General features: G+C 36.7%; 21 protein-coding genes. 10 read left to right on the top strand and 11 right to left on the bottom strand.

Features of this window, described 5'->3' with window-relative positions:
• Positions 1–21: 21 nt before the first annotated feature.
• The gene (locus ESZ26_RS05405; RefSeq protein ID WP_146798732.1) at positions 22–1848 is read right to left on the bottom strand and encodes a protein-disulfide reductase DsbD; all 1827 of its coding nucleotides are present in this window, start codon (positions 1846–1848) and stop codon (positions 22–24) included.
• A gap of 5 nt (positions 1849–1853) precedes the next feature.
• On the bottom strand, positions 1854–2165 hold the full coding sequence (gene cutA / locus ESZ26_RS05400) for a divalent-cation tolerance protein CutA (RefSeq protein WP_146798730.1): 312 nt from the start codon (positions 2163–2165) through the stop codon (positions 1854–1856).
• 158 nt (positions 2166–2323) lie between these two features.
• Between cutA and ESZ26_RS05395 the strand changes: the two genes are divergently transcribed.
• The 3 genes from ESZ26_RS05395 to groL all read left to right on the top strand — a co-directional run bounded on the left by ESZ26_RS05395 (position 2324) and on the right by groL (position 5011).
• On the top strand, positions 2324–2836 hold the full coding sequence (locus tag ESZ26_RS05395; RefSeq protein ID WP_146798728.1) for an FxsA family protein: 513 nt from the start codon (positions 2324–2326) through the stop codon (positions 2834–2836).
• 117 nt (positions 2837–2953) lie between these two features.
• Positions 2954–3247 carry a co-chaperone GroES gene (locus tag ESZ26_RS05390; protein ID WP_146798726.1) on the top strand — a complete coding sequence of 98 codons (294 nt, stop codon included), beginning with the start codon at positions 2954–2956 and terminating at the stop codon, positions 3245–3247.
• Between the two features lie 120 nt (positions 3248–3367).
• A complete protein-coding gene (gene groL, locus ESZ26_RS05385; RefSeq protein WP_146798724.1) occupies positions 3368–5011 on the top strand; it encodes a chaperonin GroEL in 1644 nt (547 codons plus the stop codon).
• A 167-nt stretch (positions 5012–5178) separates the two neighbouring features.
• Here the strand turns inward: groL and ESZ26_RS05380 are convergent, their stop codons facing one another.
• A complete protein-coding gene (locus ESZ26_RS05380) occupies positions 5179–5901 on the bottom strand; it encodes an NYN domain-containing protein (protein ID WP_342353829.1) in 723 nt (240 codons plus the stop codon).
• A 708-nt stretch (positions 5902–6609) separates the two neighbouring features.
• On the opposite strand from ESZ26_RS05380, the gene ESZ26_RS19180 reads away from it, so the two are divergent.
• Positions 6610–6759 carry a hypothetical protein gene (locus tag ESZ26_RS19180; RefSeq protein ID WP_170246311.1) on the top strand — a complete coding sequence of 50 codons (150 nt, stop codon included), beginning with the start codon at positions 6610–6612 and terminating at the stop codon, positions 6757–6759.
• 15 nt (positions 6760–6774) lie between these two features.
• A complete protein-coding gene (locus ESZ26_RS05375) occupies positions 6775–7383 on the top strand; it encodes a hypothetical protein (RefSeq protein WP_146798720.1) in 609 nt (202 codons plus the stop codon).
• Between the two features lie 274 nt (positions 7384–7657).
• Here ESZ26_RS05375 and ESZ26_RS05370 read toward each other — a convergent pair whose 3' ends face one another.
• The 5 genes from ESZ26_RS05370 to ESZ26_RS05350 all read right to left on the bottom strand — a co-directional run bounded on the left by ESZ26_RS05370 (position 7658) and on the right by ESZ26_RS05350 (position 14022).
• Positions 7658–8542 (bottom strand): LysR family transcriptional regulator, encoded by an 885-nt coding sequence (locus tag ESZ26_RS05370; protein ID WP_146798718.1) that lies wholly within the window; start codon positions 8540–8542, stop codon positions 7658–7660.
• A gap of 134 nt (positions 8543–8676) precedes the next feature.
• On the bottom strand, positions 8677–9507 hold the full coding sequence (locus tag ESZ26_RS05365; protein WP_146798716.1) for a sulfite exporter TauE/SafE family protein: 831 nt from the start codon (positions 9505–9507) through the stop codon (positions 8677–8679).
• Between the two features lie 244 nt (positions 9508–9751).
• On the bottom strand, positions 9752–10795 hold the full coding sequence (locus ESZ26_RS05360) for a methionine synthase (RefSeq protein ID WP_146798714.1): 1044 nt from the start codon (positions 10793–10795) through the stop codon (positions 9752–9754).
• 63 nt (positions 10796–10858) lie between these two features.
• Positions 10859–11827, bottom strand: coding sequence for a DUF1852 domain-containing protein (locus tag ESZ26_RS05355; protein WP_146798857.1), 969 nt, complete (start codon positions 11825–11827; stop codon positions 10859–10861).
• 1139 nt (positions 11828–12966) lie between these two features.
• On the bottom strand, positions 12967–14022 hold the full coding sequence (locus ESZ26_RS05350) for an OmpA family protein (protein ID WP_146798712.1): 1056 nt from the start codon (positions 14020–14022) through the stop codon (positions 12967–12969).
• 258 nt (positions 14023–14280) lie between these two features.
• Between ESZ26_RS05350 and ESZ26_RS05345 the strand changes: the two genes are divergently transcribed.
• From ESZ26_RS05345 to ESZ26_RS05330, 4 genes are all read left to right on the top strand, one after another.
• Positions 14281–14547 (top strand): hypothetical protein, encoded by a 267-nt coding sequence (locus tag ESZ26_RS05345; RefSeq protein WP_146798710.1) that lies wholly within the window; start codon positions 14281–14283, stop codon positions 14545–14547.
• Positions 14547–15371 (top strand): mechanosensitive ion channel family protein, encoded by an 825-nt coding sequence (locus tag ESZ26_RS05340; RefSeq protein ID WP_146798708.1) that lies wholly within the window; start codon positions 14547–14549, stop codon positions 15369–15371. The genes ESZ26_RS05345 and ESZ26_RS05340 overlap by 1 nt, the downstream gene beginning before the upstream one ends.
• 19 nt (positions 15372–15390) lie before the next feature.
• Positions 15391–15924, top strand: coding sequence for an RNA polymerase sigma factor SigX (gene sigX, locus ESZ26_RS05335; RefSeq protein WP_146798706.1), 534 nt, complete (start codon positions 15391–15393; stop codon positions 15922–15924).
• A gap of 112 nt (positions 15925–16036) precedes the next feature.
• On the top strand, positions 16037–16546 hold the full coding sequence (locus ESZ26_RS05330) for a DUF3016 domain-containing protein (protein ID WP_146798704.1): 510 nt from the start codon (positions 16037–16039) through the stop codon (positions 16544–16546).
• A gap of 85 nt (positions 16547–16631) precedes the next feature.
• On the opposite strand, the gene ESZ26_RS05325 is transcribed toward ESZ26_RS05330, so the two are convergent.
• Both ESZ26_RS05325 and epmB read right to left on the bottom strand, forming a co-directional pair.
• Positions 16632–16943: a hypothetical protein gene (locus ESZ26_RS05325; protein ID WP_146798702.1), complete on the bottom strand. Its 312-nt coding sequence runs from the start codon at positions 16941–16943 to the stop codon at positions 16632–16634.
• 38 nt (positions 16944–16981) lie between these two features.
• Entirely contained in the window at positions 16982–17998 is a 1017-nt protein-coding gene (epmB, locus tag ESZ26_RS05320) for an EF-P beta-lysylation protein EpmB (RefSeq protein WP_170246321.1), read from the bottom strand.
• A gap of 56 nt (positions 17999–18054) precedes the next feature.
• Here epmB and efp point away from each other — a divergent pair, with 56 nt between their 5' ends.
• Positions 18055–18624 carry an elongation factor P gene (gene efp, locus ESZ26_RS05315; protein ID WP_146798700.1) on the top strand — a complete coding sequence of 190 codons (570 nt, stop codon included), beginning with the start codon at positions 18055–18057 and terminating at the stop codon, positions 18622–18624.
• 154 nt (positions 18625–18778) lie between these two features.
• Here efp and yjgA read toward each other — a convergent pair whose 3' ends face one another.
• Positions 18779–19303, bottom strand: coding sequence for a ribosome biogenesis factor YjgA (yjgA, locus tag ESZ26_RS05310; protein WP_146798698.1), 525 nt, complete (start codon positions 19301–19303; stop codon positions 18779–18781).
• Positions 19304–19403 lie beyond the last annotated feature (100 nt).

The raw sequence follows: 19403 nt of genomic DNA, 5'->3' as shown, positions 1-19403 counted from the left end.
ACTTATTTTTGACGTTAAAGGTTAAAAGATTTTTTGCAGGTGCTCAGTAAACTCTTCTGCCCCCATAAAGCCTGTCACCCGTTGCTGAGTTAATTCATTACCTTGTTGATTAAAGAACAAAATACTCGGCAAGCCTAGCACTTGATACTTTTTAGCAAATGCAGCATTGTCAGTAGAGTCGAAGTCAGTCATATCTACTTGTAGCAATAAGGTATTATTCAGCGCGTTTTGAACTTGTGGGGCATTAAAGGTGTATTCTTCAAATTCCTTACAAGCGATGCACCAGTCGGCATATAAATCGACCATCACTGTTTTTCCTTGCGCATTCGCTTTTTCAACTTCCACTAATAAATCAGCCAATGTTGCCACTTTAGTAAAGTGCTGTTGTAATACTTGCTGATTGGTGACGGCAACTTGTTGGCTCGGATTTATTAATTGATAAGCCTGGTTTGCTCCAAAAAATATCATCACAAATATCACCACACTTCTCACACCAAACCAAAAGTTATTTTGGGTTTGTTGATTGACCGTATAAAAATAACCTGCGCTTGATAATACCAATACTGCCCACATGGCTTGTGTTACCACTTCAGGTAAAAACCTTTCCATTAAAAAGATAGGAACAGCAAGGAGTAATAAACCAAAAACATTTTTAATTACTGTCATCCATGTGCCAGCTTTTGGTAGTAACTTACCGCCAGAGCTACCTAAAACAAGTAATGGCACACCCATACCTAAACTTAACGCGTACAACGCCGAAGCACCTAACCAAATATCACCTGACTGCGAAATATATAATAAAGCACCCGTTAGAGGAGCCGTAGTACATGGAGATGCCACTAAACCAGAAATCGCACCCATAACAACAACACCGAAATATGAGCCACCTTTTTGGCTATTACTGATGTTATTCAACTTGTTTTGCCAGCTACTTGGCAAAGCAAGGTTGAAAATTCCAAACATAGAGAGTGCTAAAAAGATGAATAAAACACTTAAGACGATTAAAACCGCGGGATGTTGAAACATCGCTTGAAATTGAGCGCCAGCCAGTGCAACAACAATACCCAGTAAAGTATAAGTTATTGCCATACCTTGAACATAAGCAAACGATAAACGAAAGGCTTTGGATGTAGATAACTTATCGCCTTGTCCAACGATAATACCGGTCAAAATAGGGTACATAGGAAATACACAAGGCGTAAATGAAAGCAGTAAACCACCAACAAAAAAAGCAAGCAGTGTTAGCCAAATATTATCACTTTTTAGCATGTCGGCTAATTGATGTTGTTCGCTAGCACTTTCAACAGTTACAGATACATTATCCGCTTGATTATCAGCCGATATAGCGGCGAAAACATTGTTGGTATCAATGGCTTTATCATGATTAACTTTTGACAGGGCTACAACTTTACTTTTTGGTGGGAAGCATAAGCCTTTTGCGGCACAACCTTGATAGCGTATTTTGATACTGGCATTACTATCGGCGTTAACAAGTTTAATAGTGAAGTTAAGTTGCTCGGTAAATATTTGCTGAACACCAAAAAATTCATCTTCATGGTCTTCACCTTTTGGTAGTTCAACGGGTATTATTTCTGCATTTTCAACGCTGAATTTAAATTGGTGACGATATAAGTAATAGCCTTCAGCTATGGTAAAGGAGACCGATAATTGATCATCTTTTTGATGAAAATTAAATTCAAAGGCTTCTTCAACACTAAGAAATTCATCATCGTTACTGAATAACGAAGCGGATGAAGTATCAAAAATTGAATCTTGCGCTTGCGCATAGGGAACTTGTAAAAAAACACTGGTTAAGACTAACCAAAAAAGTAAGACAATTTTTTTCATAACAACTATTTTAAAGACTCAGTGATCCAGTTTAAATAACTATTGTCGCCTTGCTGGATGTTCATGGCGATAATTTCAGGGGTATCATAACGATGTAAGCGTTTAATTTCACTAGCTACATCGTTAAATTTATGGCTTTGTGTTTTTATCATTAACTGTATTTCATCATCACATTCAACATTATCTTGCCAGCGATAAACAGAGATAACGTTAGGAATAATATTGACACAAGCAACCAGTTTTTCTTGTACTAAGTGTTTTGCAATCAGCTTTGCATTGCTAATATCAGGACAAGTGCACATTATTAATTGAAACATTAACGTATTTTCCTTAACAAAAACTTAAGCTATTTAAATTACAATTAATAGCTAATCAACATATCAACTATCTTGTATTTACCTGATGCTTGAAAAAGACCTGCACAACCCCATATATGTTTCATCTTATATAAAATTTTTTAATGAAGAGACTTTAAATGTTTCGATTTCTATTTATCCTTTTTATTGTCGTTCCTATTATCGAAATTATGGTACTGATCAATGTGGGTACTTGGCTTGGTGCATGGCCAACCATTGCAATTGTTATTATTACCGCATGGCTGGGTGCGAGAAATGTTAAACAGCAGGGGATTGCTACTTTAAACTCAGTACAAACTAAAATGGCGCAAGGCGAAATGCCTTCAGATGAAATAGTTGCAGGACTACTTTTACTGGTTGCGGGCATACTTTTAGTAACTCCGGGCTTTGTTACTGACATTTTTGGATTATCTCTCCTCATTCCAAGTGTTAGAAGTCTGTTGATAAAATCAGTGCAGTCACATCTTGTTATGAATCAAAGTGCGGCCGGTTTTACTTATCAAAGTTCGGTGCATACTCAGCAAGAACAGCCCTTTACGTCTGATCCGTTTGAGCAGGGGCTAGGCACTAAGAAGCCGATTGAACACCACCAGGGGGAAACGCTTGAAGGTGAGTATGAACGCAAAGAATAAAAAATGTTTTAACGGGGCTTGTGAAGTTTTAAATTAACCCCATCTTTAATTGCAACAAAGTTTTATAACCTTTTATTTAAATTTATTGAGAGTGAACAAACTCTCAGGAGAAAATTAATGAGCATTCGTCCATTACATGACCGCGTAATAATTAAACGTAAAGAAGTAGAATCAAAATCAGCTGGTGGTATTGTTTTAACAGGAAGTGCTGCAGAAAAATCAACGCGCGGTGAAGTTATTGCTGTCGGTAACGGTCGCATTTTAGAAAATGGTGAAATACGTGCTTTAGACGTAAAAGTAGGTGACCAAGTTATTTTTAGTGAAGGTTACGGCGTTAAAACTGAAAAAATTGACGGCGAAGAAGTTTTGATACTTTCTGAATCAGACATTTTAGCGATTGTTGAGTCATAGTAACCCTACTGACTTTATACAAACTGTAGGAATTCGTTAGGCTAAGCCTCAACTTACAGTGCATTAATTATTGTTGTCGAATGATGTTCGACAAACTAACAAAATATAGGAAGAAACAACATGGCTGCAAAAGACGTATTATTTGGTAATGACGCACGAGCAAAAATGCTACGTGGTGTAAATGTTTTAGCTGACGCGGTAAAAGTAACATTAGGCCCTAAAGGTCGTAATGTTGTCTTAGACAAATCTTTTGGTGGTCCAATCATCACCAAAGATGGTGTTACTGTTGCAAAAGAAATTGAATTAGAAGACAAGTTTGAAAACATGGGCGCACAGATGGTTAAAGAAGTTGCTTCTAAAGCCAATGATGAAGCTGGTGACGGAACAACTACCGCAACTGTTTTAGCGCAAGCTATTGTTAATGAAGGTTTGAAATCAATTGCTGCTGGCATGAACCCAATGGACTTAAAACGTGGTATCGACCAAGCCGTTATTGCCGCCGTTGAAGCGTTAAAAAGTTTGTCACAAGAATGTAGCGATAACAAAGCGATTGAGCAGGTAGGTACTATTTCGGCTAACTCGGACGAAACTGTTGGTAAAATCATCGCAACAGCGATGGAAAAAGTCGGTACTGAAGGCGTAATTACGGTTGAAGAAGGTCAAGCGTTAACTGACGAATTAGACGTTGTTGAAGGTATGCAATTCGACCGTGGCTATTTATCTCCTTACTTTATCAACAACCAAGAAAGTGGCACTGTTGAATTAGAAAGCCCATTCATTCTATTAGTCGACAAAAAAGTAGGCAGCATTCGCGAATTACTTTCTACTTTAGAAGGCGTTGCAAAATCAGGTAAGCCATTATTAATTATTGCTGAAGATGTTGAAGGTGAAGCCTTAGCAACATTGGTAGTCAATAACATGCGCGGCATCGTTAAAGTTGCAGCGGTTAAAGCACCTGGTTTTGGTGACCGTCGTAAAGCAATGTTACAAGATATCGCGACATTAACCGGTGGCACGGTAATCTCTGAAGAAATCGGTATGGAGCTTGAAAAAGCAACATTAGAAGATTTAGGTCAAGCAAAACGTGTTGTTATCACTAAAGATAACACAACGATTATTGACGGTATTGGTAACGAAGCTGATATTCAAGGTCGTGTAATGCAAATTCGTGGTCAAATCGAAGATTCATCTTCTGACTACGATAAAGAAAAATTACAAGAACGTTTAGCTAAATTAGCTGGCGGTGTTGCAGTTATTAAAATTGGCGCAGCAACAGAAATCGAAATGAAAGAGAAAAAAGCCCGTGTTGAAGATGCATTGCATGCAACTCGCGCTGCAGTAGAAGAAGGCGTTGTTGCTGGTGGTGGTGTTGCATTAGTTCGCGCTGCTGACCTTATTAAAGACCTTGAAGGTGCTAACGAAGACCAAACACATGGTATTAACGTTGCAATTCGCGCAATGGAAGCACCACTTCGTCAAATCGTTGCTAACTGTGGTGATGAAGCCTCAGTTGTATTAAACGAAGTGCGTAACGGTAAAGGTAACTTTGGTTACAATGCCGGTAACTCTACTTACGGTGATATGCTAGAAATGGGTATTCTTGACCCAACTAAAGTAACACGTAGTGCATTACAGTTTGCTGCTTCTGTAGCTGGCTTAATGTTAACAACTGAAGCTATGATAACCGATTCACCAGTAAAAGATGCTGGCGCTGGTGGTATGCCTGATATGGGTGGTATGGGTGGAATGGGCGGTATGATGTAATAGATTTTTAAATCTATAAATCTAGCTTTAATCATGTAAACGAAAGCCCGAATAGCAATATTCGGGCTTTTTATTAGGCCATCTAAAATTTTCAATTGGCATGCTAATTTGTTACACAACTACATCCTACCATTAGAATAATTGGCCATGCCGATCTAAATAGTAACTTAATTTTTATTTTGACGAATATGAACATGTCTATGGGCGTACTGAAGCACAATGTTGGCAGTATCTTCATCATTGAGTAACGCAATTGGGAGTTCAGTTAGTTGAGGTAAGTCTTCAAAGGTTGGTGGTTCAGTTTCTAACCACCTCCAACATTTACTTCGATTTTTTTCTACTTGTAATAATATCTCGATTATTTTCTCAATTATCGTTGGTTGTCCAAACCAGCCTATAGGTTTAATGACTGGCTTTCTTCCACCATGGACCACCCTTGGCAATTGAGACAACCTTAGTTCATCAATCGAAATGTTCTTTCTGGTCCAATCAGAAAATTTATCGAGTTTTTCATTTGGATTTCGAATGCTATCTGTAGTTGAGATAACTAAGCCAACTTTAACCTTGCCCAGAGATTTTATCTTTTCTAAAACACTGGCTAAATCAGTATCGTTAGTTACAAAGACAACTTGTTCGATCGTATCATCAGTTAATACATCATATAGCGATTCGACAGCAATATTGACATCAGTTTGTTTTTCTTCAAGTTTCCAGATATCAACATATTCACATTCATTAGGCGGTTTATTTGGTTCATCTGCGTCAATTTTGAATGCACGTGTAGCGTTTATTGCGTAATAACCTTTGATAAGTTCTAGTTGATTGCCTTCATTATTGAAGTTTAAAGCGCGGTGATAAGCCTGTTGATCATTTAATGAATCTGAAGACATTGCTGCTTTACCAACAATATCAGCTGTAAAAAACTTAATGCTTAGATCTTGATAAGAGTGTGTTTCTTCTGAGGAACTAGGTAGAATATAATTGATAAATAGTTTGGATAGATCTAGCCATTTATAAGGTGTTCGCTTAAGACAGCCATAATATAAATTGTACCCATCAATGTATACTCGCGTCTTCAAAGCTAACCCTTAGATTTTAGTTATAAAAAAACCGACACTAAGGCCGGCTTTTTCTCCCTATATCCAGGAGACTCAATGCTGCGCGTGGAAGTAGGGTTAGTTGTTAAGTTAATTATGAAGCAAAGATTGTTTTATTTCAATATTATTTTTAAAATTTGAAGCATGTGCGTGCTTTAAATATGAACATTACAAAAAAATCGTATGAGGGTGAGGTTGTAAGCATGTCTGAAAGCGATATTATTAAGTTTGCTAAACTGATTTGTTGTTTCCTTGTTGTAGTCATAACTCAGCTATGATCAAGTAGCTTGGTTATTTTAGGGTGGGTGTCCAGTTAAATCTTGTTAAATCCCCCAAGTGTCATTACAACTTCAAGTACAACGCTATTATATGCAATTTGAATCGTTATTTTTGCTTATTGGTTACAACAAACACCTCCTGTTGTTCATTGCTTAGATCAGGTATAGCGTTTATTCTTTTTATATACGAACACACTACTGTCGATAAGGGATTAAGTTAGGTATGTTTACATTCTTTAGAAAAATTCGAGGTGTCCTTTTACAAGAAGGTAAAACAAGCCAGTACTTCAAATATGCCGTTGGTGAAATCGTGTTAATTGTTATTGGTATTTTGATTGCTATACAAATTAACACGTGGAATCAGGACAGGTAAAAACTCAATCGAGAATTGGAAATTATTAAGGCTCTTTATATTGAAGTCATCCAAAATATTGAATCTACAATCAATTTCAAGGAGAAAAACCAAACTCGTTTAGTTGCCATACATCATTTATTAAATATAACTGATGAGGATCTCGCCATCGCATCTGACGAATACTTACATCAAGAAATAATGGCTTCAGCGATAATTGATAATTATACTCCGTCAATTAGCAAACTAAACCGTCTTTTAAGTATGGAAGAATTAGAGTCTGATAAAACAAAAAAATTGGTCATTTTACTTTACGTTTATAGTAACTCTATTCAAGATATAAAAGTTGAAAACAAAAAAACATTGGATATTTTTATGGAAAAACAAATTCCTTTATTTAATAGGAATATCAGTGTTAAAAACATTATGCATCAAAGATGGCCAGAAAAAATTTCAGCAAGTAAAAACGTTGTCGAGCTTAAGCTATTCGTTAAATCACTAGTGTTTGAAAATATCTATGCGGATATATATGCTACTGCTACATTGACTTCTATGTATCTTGAAAAAAATATTCAACTAATGCAAAAAATAATTCATCAGATAGAAGATAACTACCCTGTTGGCGTTATTGCTAAAAGCAGCTAATAAGTAAATTATAATAAAACACAGCACATATAGAGCTAATTTAATGGTGATGAGAACAATTATCTCTAAATGGTTATCTAAGCAAACCCAAGGCATTCTATTTAAATATCAAAAAAACCAGTAGATTAATTTGCGCTTGCACCACCGTTCTATATCTTTTGTACGGATGGAACAGCGTCTTGAGAGGCACAGAAAATTGGCGGCAAGCTTGCCGTCTTCTTTATTTTAGGAATTTAATTTTATTCAGACCCCACCGCAAAGCAGGGTTAAGTGATTATTTGGTTTTTTTAGCTTGAGCAATAAAATCGTTTAAGTAGTCAATATTTTGATCGGTTTTGCGAATACCTATAAAAATCTGCTTATTAATACCTTTTTCTCCAAAACGAATACTCTTAATAGGCATTGATTTTGAGTACTCATCTACTAGCCAACCCGGCAAGGCACAAATACCTCGACCAGCAGCGACCATTTGTAACATGATCTCAGTTGTTTCAATGTTTTTGTGTTTTTTTACTGAACACTTTGCTGGATTAAGAAACTGACTAAAAATATCTAGCCTTTGCGGCTCAACAGGGTAGCTAAACAGTACCTCTTCGCTTAATTGCTCGGGTAAAACAAAATCTTGCTTTGCAAGTTGGTGAGACGCTGAAACGACCAGCCTATGTTCATAGTCAAAAACGGGGATGTAGACTATTTTAGGTTTAAAGAGTGGATCTGGTGTAATAAGTATATCTATTTCGTAGCTCAGCAATGCACCTAAAGCGCCAAATTGGAACTCCTGCTTGACGTCCATATCAATGTCCGGCCACTGCTCTAGATAAGGTTGAATAACTCTAAGTAACCATTGATAACAAGGATGACATTCCATTCCAATTCGTAGCGAGCCCATTTCACCTTTTGCAATCTGATTCAGCAATAATTCTGTATGTAAAAACTGGGGTAATACTCTATTTGCAAGCGTTTGAATACGCTCTCCAGCCGCAGTTAGGCGTAGGTTTCTACCATCTTTTTTCCATATTGGAGTAGCAATTTGGCCTTCTAGTTTTTTAATACTGTGACTTAACGCAGATTGGGATAAGTGCAACGAATCAGCCGCTTTAGTTAGGGTTCCATGCTCTTTTATTGCGTTTAGTATTTCTAAATGGATCCTTTCTAACACCGGTTAACTCCTTTTTTTAGCTTTAATGATAAACGACATTGCTTGATGAGTGCCAGTGCCGTTCATTTTATCAATCAAATAAGTTAATTTACAATTATCATTTACTGTTCAACAACAATGAACAGTAATAAAATCTATAAGAAAAGTTGCGCCAACATACGTAAGCCGGTGAAGAGTAAGACGAAGGCAAAGATTTTTTTCAGTTTTACCGCATCTAATTTGGCTGCTAATGATGCCCCTAACGGTGCGAATAATACGGTTAGCGGCACAATACAAGTGAAGGCAAATAGATTGACCAAACCAAAGGTACCCGCTGGAGCATCGGTTGGCGTACTGCCTAATATCAACATTGTTAGTGCACCTGGCAAGGAAATTATTAACCCTATTGCCGCTGCTGTGCCAATAGCCTTATGGGCAGGATAGTTATATAGAGTGAGTAATGGAACCGAGATAGTGCCGCCGCCGATCCCGACCATAGAACTGAAAAAGCCAATAGATACTCCCATAACCGTTTGTCCTGTTGTTTTAGGTAGCTTGGGGTACAGAGCGGATTTCCCCGTTCGACACATCATGTTTAGTGCTGATAAAACCGCTATCATCCCAAACAAGATAGTAAGCATAGTACCTTCAACGCGAGTTACTAACCAGCTACCAACCAATACCCCGATAAGAATAAAGACAGCCCAACGTTTGAGTAGGTCAAAATCGACATTACCTTTTTTATGGTGAGAACGGATAGAGCTAATAGATGTTGGTACTATGGTGGCCAGTGAGGTTGCTGTCGCAACTAGCATCGCAGACTCTGGTGATACGCCAAAGCTCTGGAACAAGAAGAATAATACTGGCACGATAACGATACCACCACCTACGCCTAACAAGCCCGCTAAAATGCCTGCGAATACACCGGTTGCAACCAATGCAAAAAACGGTGAGATATTATTTGTTATAAATTCAATGATATTCATTACACCTACTTTTATGTTTAATAACGCTAAAGGCCTTACTATTAATTCAACGGGAAATTGCAGTCTCCGTTGTTAGGTCTTTAAGTAAAACAACGGCACCGAGTTGCTCGGTGCTGGCAAAATCCAAGATAACGTATTGCCGTCATTATTTATTCTTCTTCCTGGCTCTCTAGGACTTTAGCCTGCACTCAAGGGTGACCATTTAGACTATGGCGAGAAACCATAGTCTATTTTATTAACTCTATTATATCAGTTCGTTACCATTAGAGAGTTCTCTTCGAACTATTTCTGCACCTGCATTTAACGCATTTAATTTCCCCATTGCTACCTTACGAGATAAAGGAGCCATGCCACAGTTTGTACAAGGGTAGAGCTTGTCGGCATCGACATACTTGAGAGCTTCGCGTAGGGTCTTGGCGACTTCTTCTGGTGTTTCAATGGTATCGGTTGCGACATCAATGGCTCCTACCATCACTTTTTTACCTCGAATAAGTGCAAGTAGCTCGATTGGTACATGAGAGTTGTGACATTCTAGCGAAATAATATCGATAGTAGATTTTTGCAGCTTGGGAAAGGCTTCTTCATATTGTCGCCACTCAGACCCCAAGGTTTTTTTCCAATCTGTATTGGCTTTAATGCCATAGCCATAGCAAATATGTACAGCCGTTTCACACTTAAGCCCTTCAATTGCTCTCTCTAAACAAGCCACACCCCAATCATTAACCTCATCAAAAAACACATTAAATGCGGGCTCATCGAATTGAATAATATCAACACCTGCTGCCTCTAACTCTCTGGCTTCTTGGTTAAGAATTTTGGCAAATTCCCAAGCTAGCTTTTCACGACTTTTATAATGGTCATCATAAAGTGTATCTATCATCGTCATGGGACCTGGTAGCGCCCATTTAATCGGTTGCTTAGTTTGTTGACGTAAAAACTTGGCATCTTCAACAAAAACTGGCTTTTGCCGTGAAACAGCACCAACAACCGTAGGTACACTCGCCTCATAGCGATTACGAATTTTTATAGTCTTACGTTTCTCAAAGTCAACTCCGTTGAGGTGCTCAAGAAATGTCGTAACAAAATGTTGGCGTGTTTGCTCGCCATCACTGACAATATCAATGCCTGCTTGTTGTTGATCTTGTAATGATAAACGTAAAGCATCTTGTTTTCCCTCAATTAATTCATCACCTTGCAATTTCCAAGGTGACCAAAGAGTCTCAGGTTGTGCAAGCCAAGAAGGTTTAGGTAAACTGCCTGCCGTTGAAATTGGTAATAATTTTTTCATAATAGTTGATGCCGTAAATTTGAGGTATTTATTAAAGATAATTCTTAAATGTAGCTATTGAGCTTAATTAGCAGACCATTGCTCAAGAACCGTTTGGTATGGTTTGATAAAGTGCTCCTCAGCAAACTTTCCCTGATGATTAGCCATCTTGCTACGTTCTTCTCGATCATAAACAATGTGAGTTAATGAATGATCTAAATTATTCAAATTTGGTTGATAGCATTTACCTGCTACAGCATTCGCATTATAAATCTCCGGTCGATAGATTTTTTGAAAGGTTTCCATCGTGCTAATGGTGCTTAACAGCTCAAGTGTGGTGTAATCATTAAGCAAATCACCAAAGAAGTGAAAAGCCAAAGGCGCAACACTATTTGCGGGCATAAAATAGCGTACCTGTAAGCCCATTTTTTTAAAATATTGCTCAGTCAAAGAAGACTCATTTGGCTGGTATTCAACACCTAATACGGGATGGTGATTTTCTGTCTGATGATAGGTCTTGTTATTAGAAACACTAAGGCATATTACCGGTGGCTTGTTAAAGTGTTGCTGATAAGCGCTCGAATTTACAAAATATTTAAAGAGCTTTCCATGCAGGTCGCCAAAATTATCTGGAATGCTAAATGTTGATTGATCCTTATTATGATCTAACAACAATACGCTGAAATCATAATCTCGCACATAAGAGGAAAAATTATTTCCTACAATGCCTTCAATGCGTTTGTTATTTTTATGATCAACAATATTCGTTTTCAATATTTCAATTGATGGGAAGGTTTGACCACTGCCTTCAATATCTATATCAACGGAAATGATTTCAAGTTCGACAGAATAACGATCTGCTTGGGTGTTATCCCAATGTGCCAAGGCATTGAAACTATTGTCAATCATATTTAAGGCGTTACGCAAGTTCGCTTGACGGCTGTTTCCTCTCGCTAAATTAGCAAAGTTAGTTGTAATACGCGTATTGTCTGAGGGCTGATAATTTTCATCAAGACAAGTGCTTTTAATCGTAAAGGTAAAGTCTTTATTCATTGTCATCCGGTATCCTATTTCCTGAGATAAAACCTAAATTTATTTCGTGATCTTTCGGGGCTTTTAATTTTATTTTTTGATTTTTCCAGTCAATTGTCTTCATCGTCTTGTTGGTATATACCTAAAGGCTAATTGAGAACCAACTTGTAATATGGTTTAAAGTTAAAAGCAGTGTGTGTTTTATACTGGGTTCGTTAGATGAATAAAATTGATTTTATTTCATTGATTTATGAGCTGTGTTCATGTGTTTTTTTGTTGGTAAGTTTTAGAACATTCCCACCGGTAATTTCGGGGATATACGAGCACACATTTAGTTTTAAACTGATTATTGATCAAACACCGCTTTAGAAGAATCACGCTTATTTGGAGTTATTAAAATGTGAGTATTACTAAACGCCTACCTTTTTCAATAGTAAGTTGAGTTGGTAGATAAATGTAGATAACTCAAAATAGTATTTTTAGTCATGCCGATAAATCGCGAGAATGACCGGTTTTGTAGCTAAGCGGACCAGAGTGGCAATAAATTAAGACTTCAATTTAGTGAACTTTGTCGCAACCGTTAGCAAAGTTAGCCTAAAAGCTACTTTTATGGGGAGGTGAAATATTCTAGTTTTTTATTAACGTTCTAATAATCAAACTTGAACTATGCTCAAACCATAGATGCCGCATTATTGAAACTAGCTCAATATCCTGACTTAGGTAGAGAAAAAGTGATGGGTATAATGTCGGTCAAAGACTTTCTGTAGAAAAGCATATTGCTTGCTGTTTACTAAAGGGATCCAGTCAATCATAACGGAATAGATGTTGATCGTATTGTTGATCAACGTATCGATTTCACAAAATATTTCTAATTGCATTTTTTATGGCTACCAGCATATCTGCCAGTCATATTATTAAACTGACTAAAATAGATATTCGTCTTCATTAATAAATGTATAATGGCTTAGTTTACTTATTGAGTCTCTTAAAAGGTTAGATGATTTTTTCATATCTTATCGATGATTGCATAGTCAATGAATGAGATTTAGCTCTATGAGAAGAGTGTGACCGAACGGAGAAAGAACTCAGAAAATATTTTACTGGCGGTAATAAAAAAGGGAAGCCAATAATAGCTTCCCTTTTAGTTAGGCTGCTTAGCCTTATTTTGTTATTACTTTTTTAACAACAGTTTCTATTTTTGCTACAACTCTGCGGTTTACACTATTGTCTGCAGGCGAAGTACCTTGAGCAATCAACTGTGTTTCACCAAAGCCTTTAGCAGATAAACGGCTAGCATCAATAGCAAATTTATTGATTAATAGGCCTTTAATAGTATCAGCACGTTTTTGCGAAAGCATTAGGTTATATGACTCAGTACCAGAAGCTGAACTGTGTCCTTCAATAACAACACTTGTATTTTTGTATTCTTTCATAAAATCAGCTAAACGCTGAATATCATCAACCATTGCCGGCTTAACCAATGAGCTATTATTTTCAAAGGTGACATTTAATTTAATCGCGACTGATTTTTCTGAATATAAGGTACAACCTTGTGAATCAACTTTTACGTTTGCTGGTGTATTAGCACAACGGTCTTTATCATCACTAATTCCATCATTATCAGTATCAATCATCATGACTTTTTTAACTACAGGAGTCGGCATTACCATCTTTTTGACCGCTTTTTTAACAACGGCTGCTTTTTTTACATCGCCGAAAGTATATTTTAAGCCTATTTTAAAACCTTGATCTGTTTGACCATAATCCAAATCGCGATAAACAGCGGCTTCACTATATAGTGAAAAACGGTCGCTTATTTGTAGGCCATAACCGGCACCCACATTGGCGGCGTTATAACTTTTCATATTATTAAAGCGCTTCACACCAGTGAAAAGATAAAAATTGCTATCTTCAAGTTTATAAATGGCATCAATACCAGCACGAGTGCCGTAATCTGTATTATTGCCATTTTGAATGTCGTAACGAGTTTTTGCTAATTCAAGACGAATATCCCAGCGATCGTTAATGATCTTTTGTAAATCAATACCAAGACCTCTGCCTGCTTCCACTTGTAGCCAGTCAATATTGTTTTCTTTATTTGTGTCTGATTTGATGTAGTCGCCAAAGACACCAAGTTGCCATGTTTTATCAATAGTTTCTGCAGCGAGCGGAGCGCTAATTAATGCGGCTATCAGGGTCATGTTAAACGTTTTCATGGATAAATCCTTAGTAAGTTTCAGGTAATATTATGTAATTTCTAGCTCTATAACGGATAAGAAGCTCAAAAGTCACAAACTTTATCAATTTTTACAATTAACACTAAAACTCAAAATTGATTAGCGTAGAATGCACCCGAATTAAAAAAGTTAATGTGTGTGGACAAAATAAGAATAAAAAACATACAAGTTTAATGTGACTTTTTAACTGCTCAAGCGTTAAAGAGTAAAGCGATAAAATTATTGCTCGAGGATGAGATGAAAAATATAGAAAAAAGTTTAGCGCAAGAGTTAAGCCGTGATGGAGATTTAGCTTTTAGCACCTCAGATGATGAGTTTTTTAAACGTGCAGCAATAACAGCGAATAATCAGCAAGGCACAAAAGATCTTGTCGCTTTGGGTTTAGCTTCTCTTTGGGTTGTTTTTATCAGCCTATTCATGAAAGTTTTAAAACCGATATTTAAAAATATGGCACCTTGCCCAAAGACAATAAGTAATCACACAACCAATAATGAGAACAAATAATGGATACTGAAAACATCACAGATAAAGCTTATTCTGGCTTAATGACTGTTTGGCATAAAGTGGTTACTTTTCTCCCCGATTTAATCGTCGCTATTTTATTCTTACTTGCGGGTTGGCTTATTTCTACAATAATTAAAAACTTTCTTAATAAATCATTAATTAAAATTGGCTTTAATACGTTTTTAAATAAACTTGGTTTAGATTCACTATTAAAAAAAATGGATGTTGCTATAACGGGTAGCCAAGTCGTTGCTAGTCTTATTTCGACATTCTTCTTGCTGATATTTTTATTAGCTGCTTTAGATATTTTGGGCTTAACGGTACTTTCAGGTTTAATTGATACTTTGGTCTTATTTTTACCTAAATTACTCGCTTCACTCGCTGTCTTAATCTGTGGCTTCTTTGTGGCACAGATTGTTTTTAATGGCGTAAAAATAGCGGCTAAAAATACTGGTATTGACTATGGACGATCAGTTGCTGAAGTCTGTCGTGGTATTATTATCGTTATCACTGTTTCATTATCTATTACGCAATTAGACATTGATGTATCACTGCTAAACAACATCATGACGGTACTTATTGGCAGTGTCGGTTTAGCGGCGGCTATTTCGTTAGGAATTGGTACCAAAGCCATGGCGCAAGAGATTGTTGCTGGTGTGTATCTTCGAGAAATGTACCAAATAGGCGACGCAATTGAAGTAACAGACATTAAGGGCACCTTAGCTGTGATTGGCAGTGTCGCGAGTAAAATAATGGCCGCTGATGAATCACTAACGACCATACCGAATACTTTCTTATTAGCTAATAAAGTTATTAAGCAATAGTTGGGGCTTCTTTTACGGTTTGACTACGCCTAACGAACGCCAGCTTGTTGCCTTAGTGCAAGCAAGTCTGCCTTATGATACGCGTCTTTTTCAGCAACTAATTACACCCTATTTACCTGTTTTAAAAGGGTACTGTGTAAAGTTGCTCAATAACCGGCCTGATGCCGAAGACGTTGTACAAGAAACAATTATAAAGGTACTTGCCCACTTAAAAAACTTTAAGTGGGCAGTATCTTTTAAAGCGTGGCTATTTAAAATTGCCCATAACGAATGTATTAATAAAATAAGAGATCGCCGTTGGGATACTATCGAACACAATGACGAATATCTGGAAAGCATAATCGATGATGACAGTAATCATGAAGATTTGGCGACAGCACTTTCATTATTAATGGTTAATTTGTCCTTTGTAGATCGCAATATTATGCTGCTACGCTACCGAACCGGTTTAGAGTTTCAGGAAGTCGCTGACATTTGTCATCTCAATATTTCTGCGGTAAAAATGCGTCATAAGAGGGTTATAGGTTTCTTACAAAAGCGATTAAAGCAGTAAAGTTAAGTAACCTGTGTAACTATGGTTAAGATAATTTTAGCGCCGTTTTGTATTCAGGCTAATTATAAATAAGCAACTCGGCATTAATAAACTTTATGATTAAGGATAAACGATGATTAAATCACTATTCACTTTATTGACTGCTTTAGTACTGGGCAGCATGAATTTAGCGCTTCATACCGCGCAAGCTGCTGAGGTAAACGTCACTTGGACAGATCCTGATAAATACCGAGATATTGATGCAGGAACAGAAGGTAGAAAGCGCTTTCAAGAAAACATGTTTAGCGAATTTGAAAAACATTTATCAAAACTCGCCAAAGCATTACCTGTATCTCAAACACTTAATATAGAAGTAACAGACATTGATTTAGCGGGTGATGTTCTCGCCAGTGGTTTACACCAAATAAGAGTGATTAAAGACCTTTATTTTCCAAGAATAAAGTTATCATTTACATTAATAAATGCTGAGAAAGCAATCATACTTAGCGACAATGTTAATTTAAAAGATATGAATTTTATGATGGGTGGACGCTTAAAATATAGAAATAATGCGTTAGGTTATGAAAAAAAATTGCTTGATGATTGGTTTAAGGATGTTTTCGCAAACTATGTTGATAAATAAAGTACCAATCTTTTAACGTTATAGACAGCATAAGGCCATCTTTATCATGCAATAAAGATGGCCTTTTCACTTTTAAGCTTTACCGTTAATGAGTAACCGTTGCACTGCCTTCAAAGTTAGCTAAAACAGTAAAAAGTTTTTCTATTTTCTTTACTGTATCGATTAACGTTTGTTGATCTGAGGTTTTTTGCCAAAAAATTAAATCGTTCGCGACTTCTTCAACATAAGGCTGAAAAGTATTGGCCGAACATTTGAAACCAGCGTCTGTTTTAAATATCGCTTCGAAGCTCGCTTGCTTGTTTTTTCTTAAATCGGCTAAAGTCGCATCAGCGGCTAGTGACTTTTTTAAAATAATTGAAATATTATCAACGAGTTGTTTACTGACAGTGGCGCTCATAGTGTCTCTATATTAAATATTGTTTTGATATGTCGCTATTATGACAAATTGATTGGCGTTTTGTTAGCTTCTCCGGCAATTTCTCGTACTAATTTAGGCATTAAAAATCCGGGCAGTATTGCCATCATTTTTTTGACAATTATTTTTGCCTGGTTTTCACATATATCAAAGTGAGCAACTCCTTGTACAGGGTCAAACATATGTAAATAATAAGGCTGAATACCATTATCAAATAAAGCTTCGCTAAGCTGACATAAGAGTTCGGCATCATCGTTCACTCCTTTTAATAATACGCTTTGATTAAATAAAGGAATTCTTGCGACGCGGAGTTTTTCAAGGGTTTTTTTTACTTCATCATCGATTTCATTGGGATGATTAATATGCAAAACCATGGTTGCTTTTAATCTCGTTTCAGACAAAATCTTCACCAATGATGCCGTTATGCGCTGTGGGATAACAATGGGTAAACGAGTATGAATTCGCAGGCGGTTCACATGTTTAATTGGCTCAAGTTGTTCAATAAGCCACTGTAGATGATCATCACTTGCCATTAAAGGATCGCCACCACTAAAAATAACTTCATTAATTTCAGGATGATCGGCAATATATTTTAGTGCTGGTTGCCAGCGAACTTTATTGGGACTGTTTTCATCATAAGGAAAATGGCGACGAAAACAGTAACGGCAATTCACCGCACAACCCGACTTTATAATCATCAATACTCTGTGCTTATATTTATGCAATAAGCCTTCGGCAACGGTGTCGTGTTCTTCTAGTGGATCTGTTGAATAGCCATCAGAGATAACAAACTCATCAGAGAGTGGCATAACCTGTTTAAGCAGAGGGTCGTTAAAGTCGCCTTTTTTCATTTTTGCAATAAAAGGTCGGGGCACACGGACCGGAAATAACTTTCGTGCGGAAAAGTGTTGCAGATAATCTTGGCTGTCTATTTCTAGCATCTCTAAAAGCTTTTTCGGATCTGTAACGACATTACTTAACTCTTTTTGCCAAGAAATGTGCAATTGTTCGCTTATTTGGGGTATTATCTGCGGCATTTGTAATTTCAATTTAAATCTCTGCGTTATTTGTTTGAGTATAAGAGAACATTCATATGGCTAATTTTAGTACAAACCAATTTAAGGCTGGCCTTAAATTAATGATTGACGGCGAACCATGTAACATTTTAGAAAACGAATTAGTAAAACCAGGTAAAGGCCAAGCCTTTAGCCGCGTAAAAATTCGTAAACTAATTTCTAATAAAGTCTTAGAAAAAACCTTTAAATCAGGCGAGTCTTGCGAAGGCGCTGATGTAATGGAAACCGAGCTAGCTTATTTGTATGCTGACGGTGAATTCTGGCATTTTATGAATAATGAGACCTTTGAGCAAATCGCCGCTGATGAAAAAGCAGTTGTAGATTGTATTAAATGGTTAAAAGAAGGCGATCTTTGTACCATTACTTTATGGAATGGTTCACCTATTACAGTAACAACCCCTAATTTTGTTGATCTAGATGTTACCGAAACAGATCCAGGATTAAAAGGTGATACTGCCGGTACGGGTGGAAAACCAGCAACATTACATACCGGTGCTGTTATTCGTGTACCGCTATTTATTCAAATTGGTGAGACAGTTAAAGTAGATACACGCACGGGTGAATACGTATCACGTGCAAGTAAATAAGTAATTTTATCTACTACCAACTCATTTATTTTCAATAAGTGTATTACTGAGTAACCAGAGTAATTTGGTTACTGATATTTATTGTGACTGAGTCATCAATAAAAATTTAGTATTAAAAAAACCTGCTGATGCAGGTTTTTTTATAGATAAACGACTAGTTGATCTGTCTAGTATGAAGTTTTAGATAATCAAATAGTTCTTTGTAATACTTACCCAGCTTTTCTGTTTTTTTCTCTTTTGCTGCTTGTCGCACTAATTGACGTAGTTTTTGTCTTTCCATTGACTCATGCTCGGTCAGTAAAGCTTCAACAAAGTCATTACCTTTATCAATCGCATCATCGCGCATCTTTTCAAGTTTAACAAACTTAGCTGTTTCTTGTTGATGCTTGTTTGCCATAACATCAAGGGCATGTTTAATTGGCTCTAAATCAGATTCTGATAATATTCTTGCCAAGTGTCTAACATGACGACGTAATGCCTCATGTTTGTTTTTAATTTTATCAGCTAAAATTAAGGCGTCCTTAATCTCCTCAGTAAAAGGAATTTTACTGCGCTGATGCTTAGATAAATCAATAAGCGACTGTCCAAAGATTTGTAACTGGATCATTTCGCGCTTTACTTCTGATTTACTTTTTAATTCTTCATCTAATTCATCGATATCGTTAGCAGAGTCGGGCATAATATTCGTTATTAAAGTGATAATTATCGCTATTATACTCGTAAGTGCTTATGGTATACAGCGCATATTCTCCAATTTCCTGCATTTATAGAAGAAAACA

It is taken from the genome of Colwellia hornerae, assembly GCF_007954355.1.
In the GTDB taxonomy this organism is placed as follows: Bacteria; Pseudomonadota; Gammaproteobacteria; order Enterobacterales; family Alteromonadaceae; genus Colwellia_A; species Colwellia_A hornerae.
This window is presented reverse-complemented; position numbering and strand designations above follow the sequence as displayed.

Excerpts from the sequence above, each read along its gene's own strand:
- ESZ26_RS05405 (WP_146798732.1), bottom strand. The coding sequence starts at position 1,848 with ATGAAAAAAATTGTCTTACTTTTTTGGTTAGTCTTAACCAGTGTTTTT.
- cutA (WP_146798730.1), bottom strand. The coding sequence starts at position 2,165 with ATGTTTCAATTAATAATGTGCACTTGTCCTGATATTAGCAATGCAAAG.
- ESZ26_RS05395 (WP_146798728.1), top strand. The coding sequence starts at position 2,324 with ATGTTTCGATTTCTATTTATCCTTTTTATTGTCGTTCCTATTATCGAA.
- ESZ26_RS05390 (WP_146798726.1), top strand. The coding sequence starts at position 2,954 with ATGAGCATTCGTCCATTACATGACCGCGTAATAATTAAACGTAAAGAA.
- groL (WP_146798724.1), top strand. The coding sequence starts at position 3,368 with ATGGCTGCAAAAGACGTATTATTTGGTAATGACGCACGAGCAAAAATG.
- ESZ26_RS05380 (WP_342353829.1), bottom strand. The coding sequence starts at position 5,901 with ATGTCTTCAGATTCATTAAATGATCAACAGGCTTATCACCGCGCTTTA.
- ESZ26_RS19180 (WP_170246311.1), top strand. The coding sequence starts at position 6,610 with ATGTTTACATTCTTTAGAAAAATTCGAGGTGTCCTTTTACAAGAAGGT.
- ESZ26_RS05365 (WP_146798716.1), bottom strand. The coding sequence starts at position 9,507 with ATGAATATCATTGAATTTATAACAAATAATATCTCACCGTTTTTTGCA.
- ESZ26_RS05360 (WP_146798714.1), bottom strand. The coding sequence starts at position 10,795 with ATGAAAAAATTATTACCAATTTCAACGGCAGGCAGTTTACCTAAACCT.
- ESZ26_RS05355 (WP_146798857.1), bottom strand. The coding sequence starts at position 11,827 with ATGAATAAAGACTTTACCTTTACGATTAAAAGCACTTGTCTTGATGAA.
- ESZ26_RS05350 (WP_146798712.1), bottom strand. The coding sequence starts at position 14,022 with ATGAAAACGTTTAACATGACCCTGATAGCCGCATTAATTAGCGCTCCG.
- ESZ26_RS05345 (WP_146798710.1), top strand. The coding sequence starts at position 14,281 with ATGAAAAATATAGAAAAAAGTTTAGCGCAAGAGTTAAGCCGTGATGGA.
- ESZ26_RS05340 (WP_146798708.1), top strand. The coding sequence starts at position 14,547 with ATGGATACTGAAAACATCACAGATAAAGCTTATTCTGGCTTAATGACT.
- ESZ26_RS05330 (WP_146798704.1), top strand. The coding sequence starts at position 16,037 with ATGATTAAATCACTATTCACTTTATTGACTGCTTTAGTACTGGGCAGC.
- ESZ26_RS05325 (WP_146798702.1), bottom strand. The coding sequence starts at position 16,943 with ATGAGCGCCACTGTCAGTAAACAACTCGTTGATAATATTTCAATTATT.
- epmB (WP_170246321.1), bottom strand. The coding sequence starts at position 17,998 with ATGCCGCAGATAATACCCCAAATAAGCGAACAATTGCACATTTCTTGG.
- efp (WP_146798700.1), top strand. The coding sequence starts at position 18,055 with ATGGCTAATTTTAGTACAAACCAATTTAAGGCTGGCCTTAAATTAATG.
- yjgA (WP_146798698.1), bottom strand. The coding sequence starts at position 19,303 with ATGCCCGACTCTGCTAACGATATCGATGAATTAGATGAAGAATTAAAA.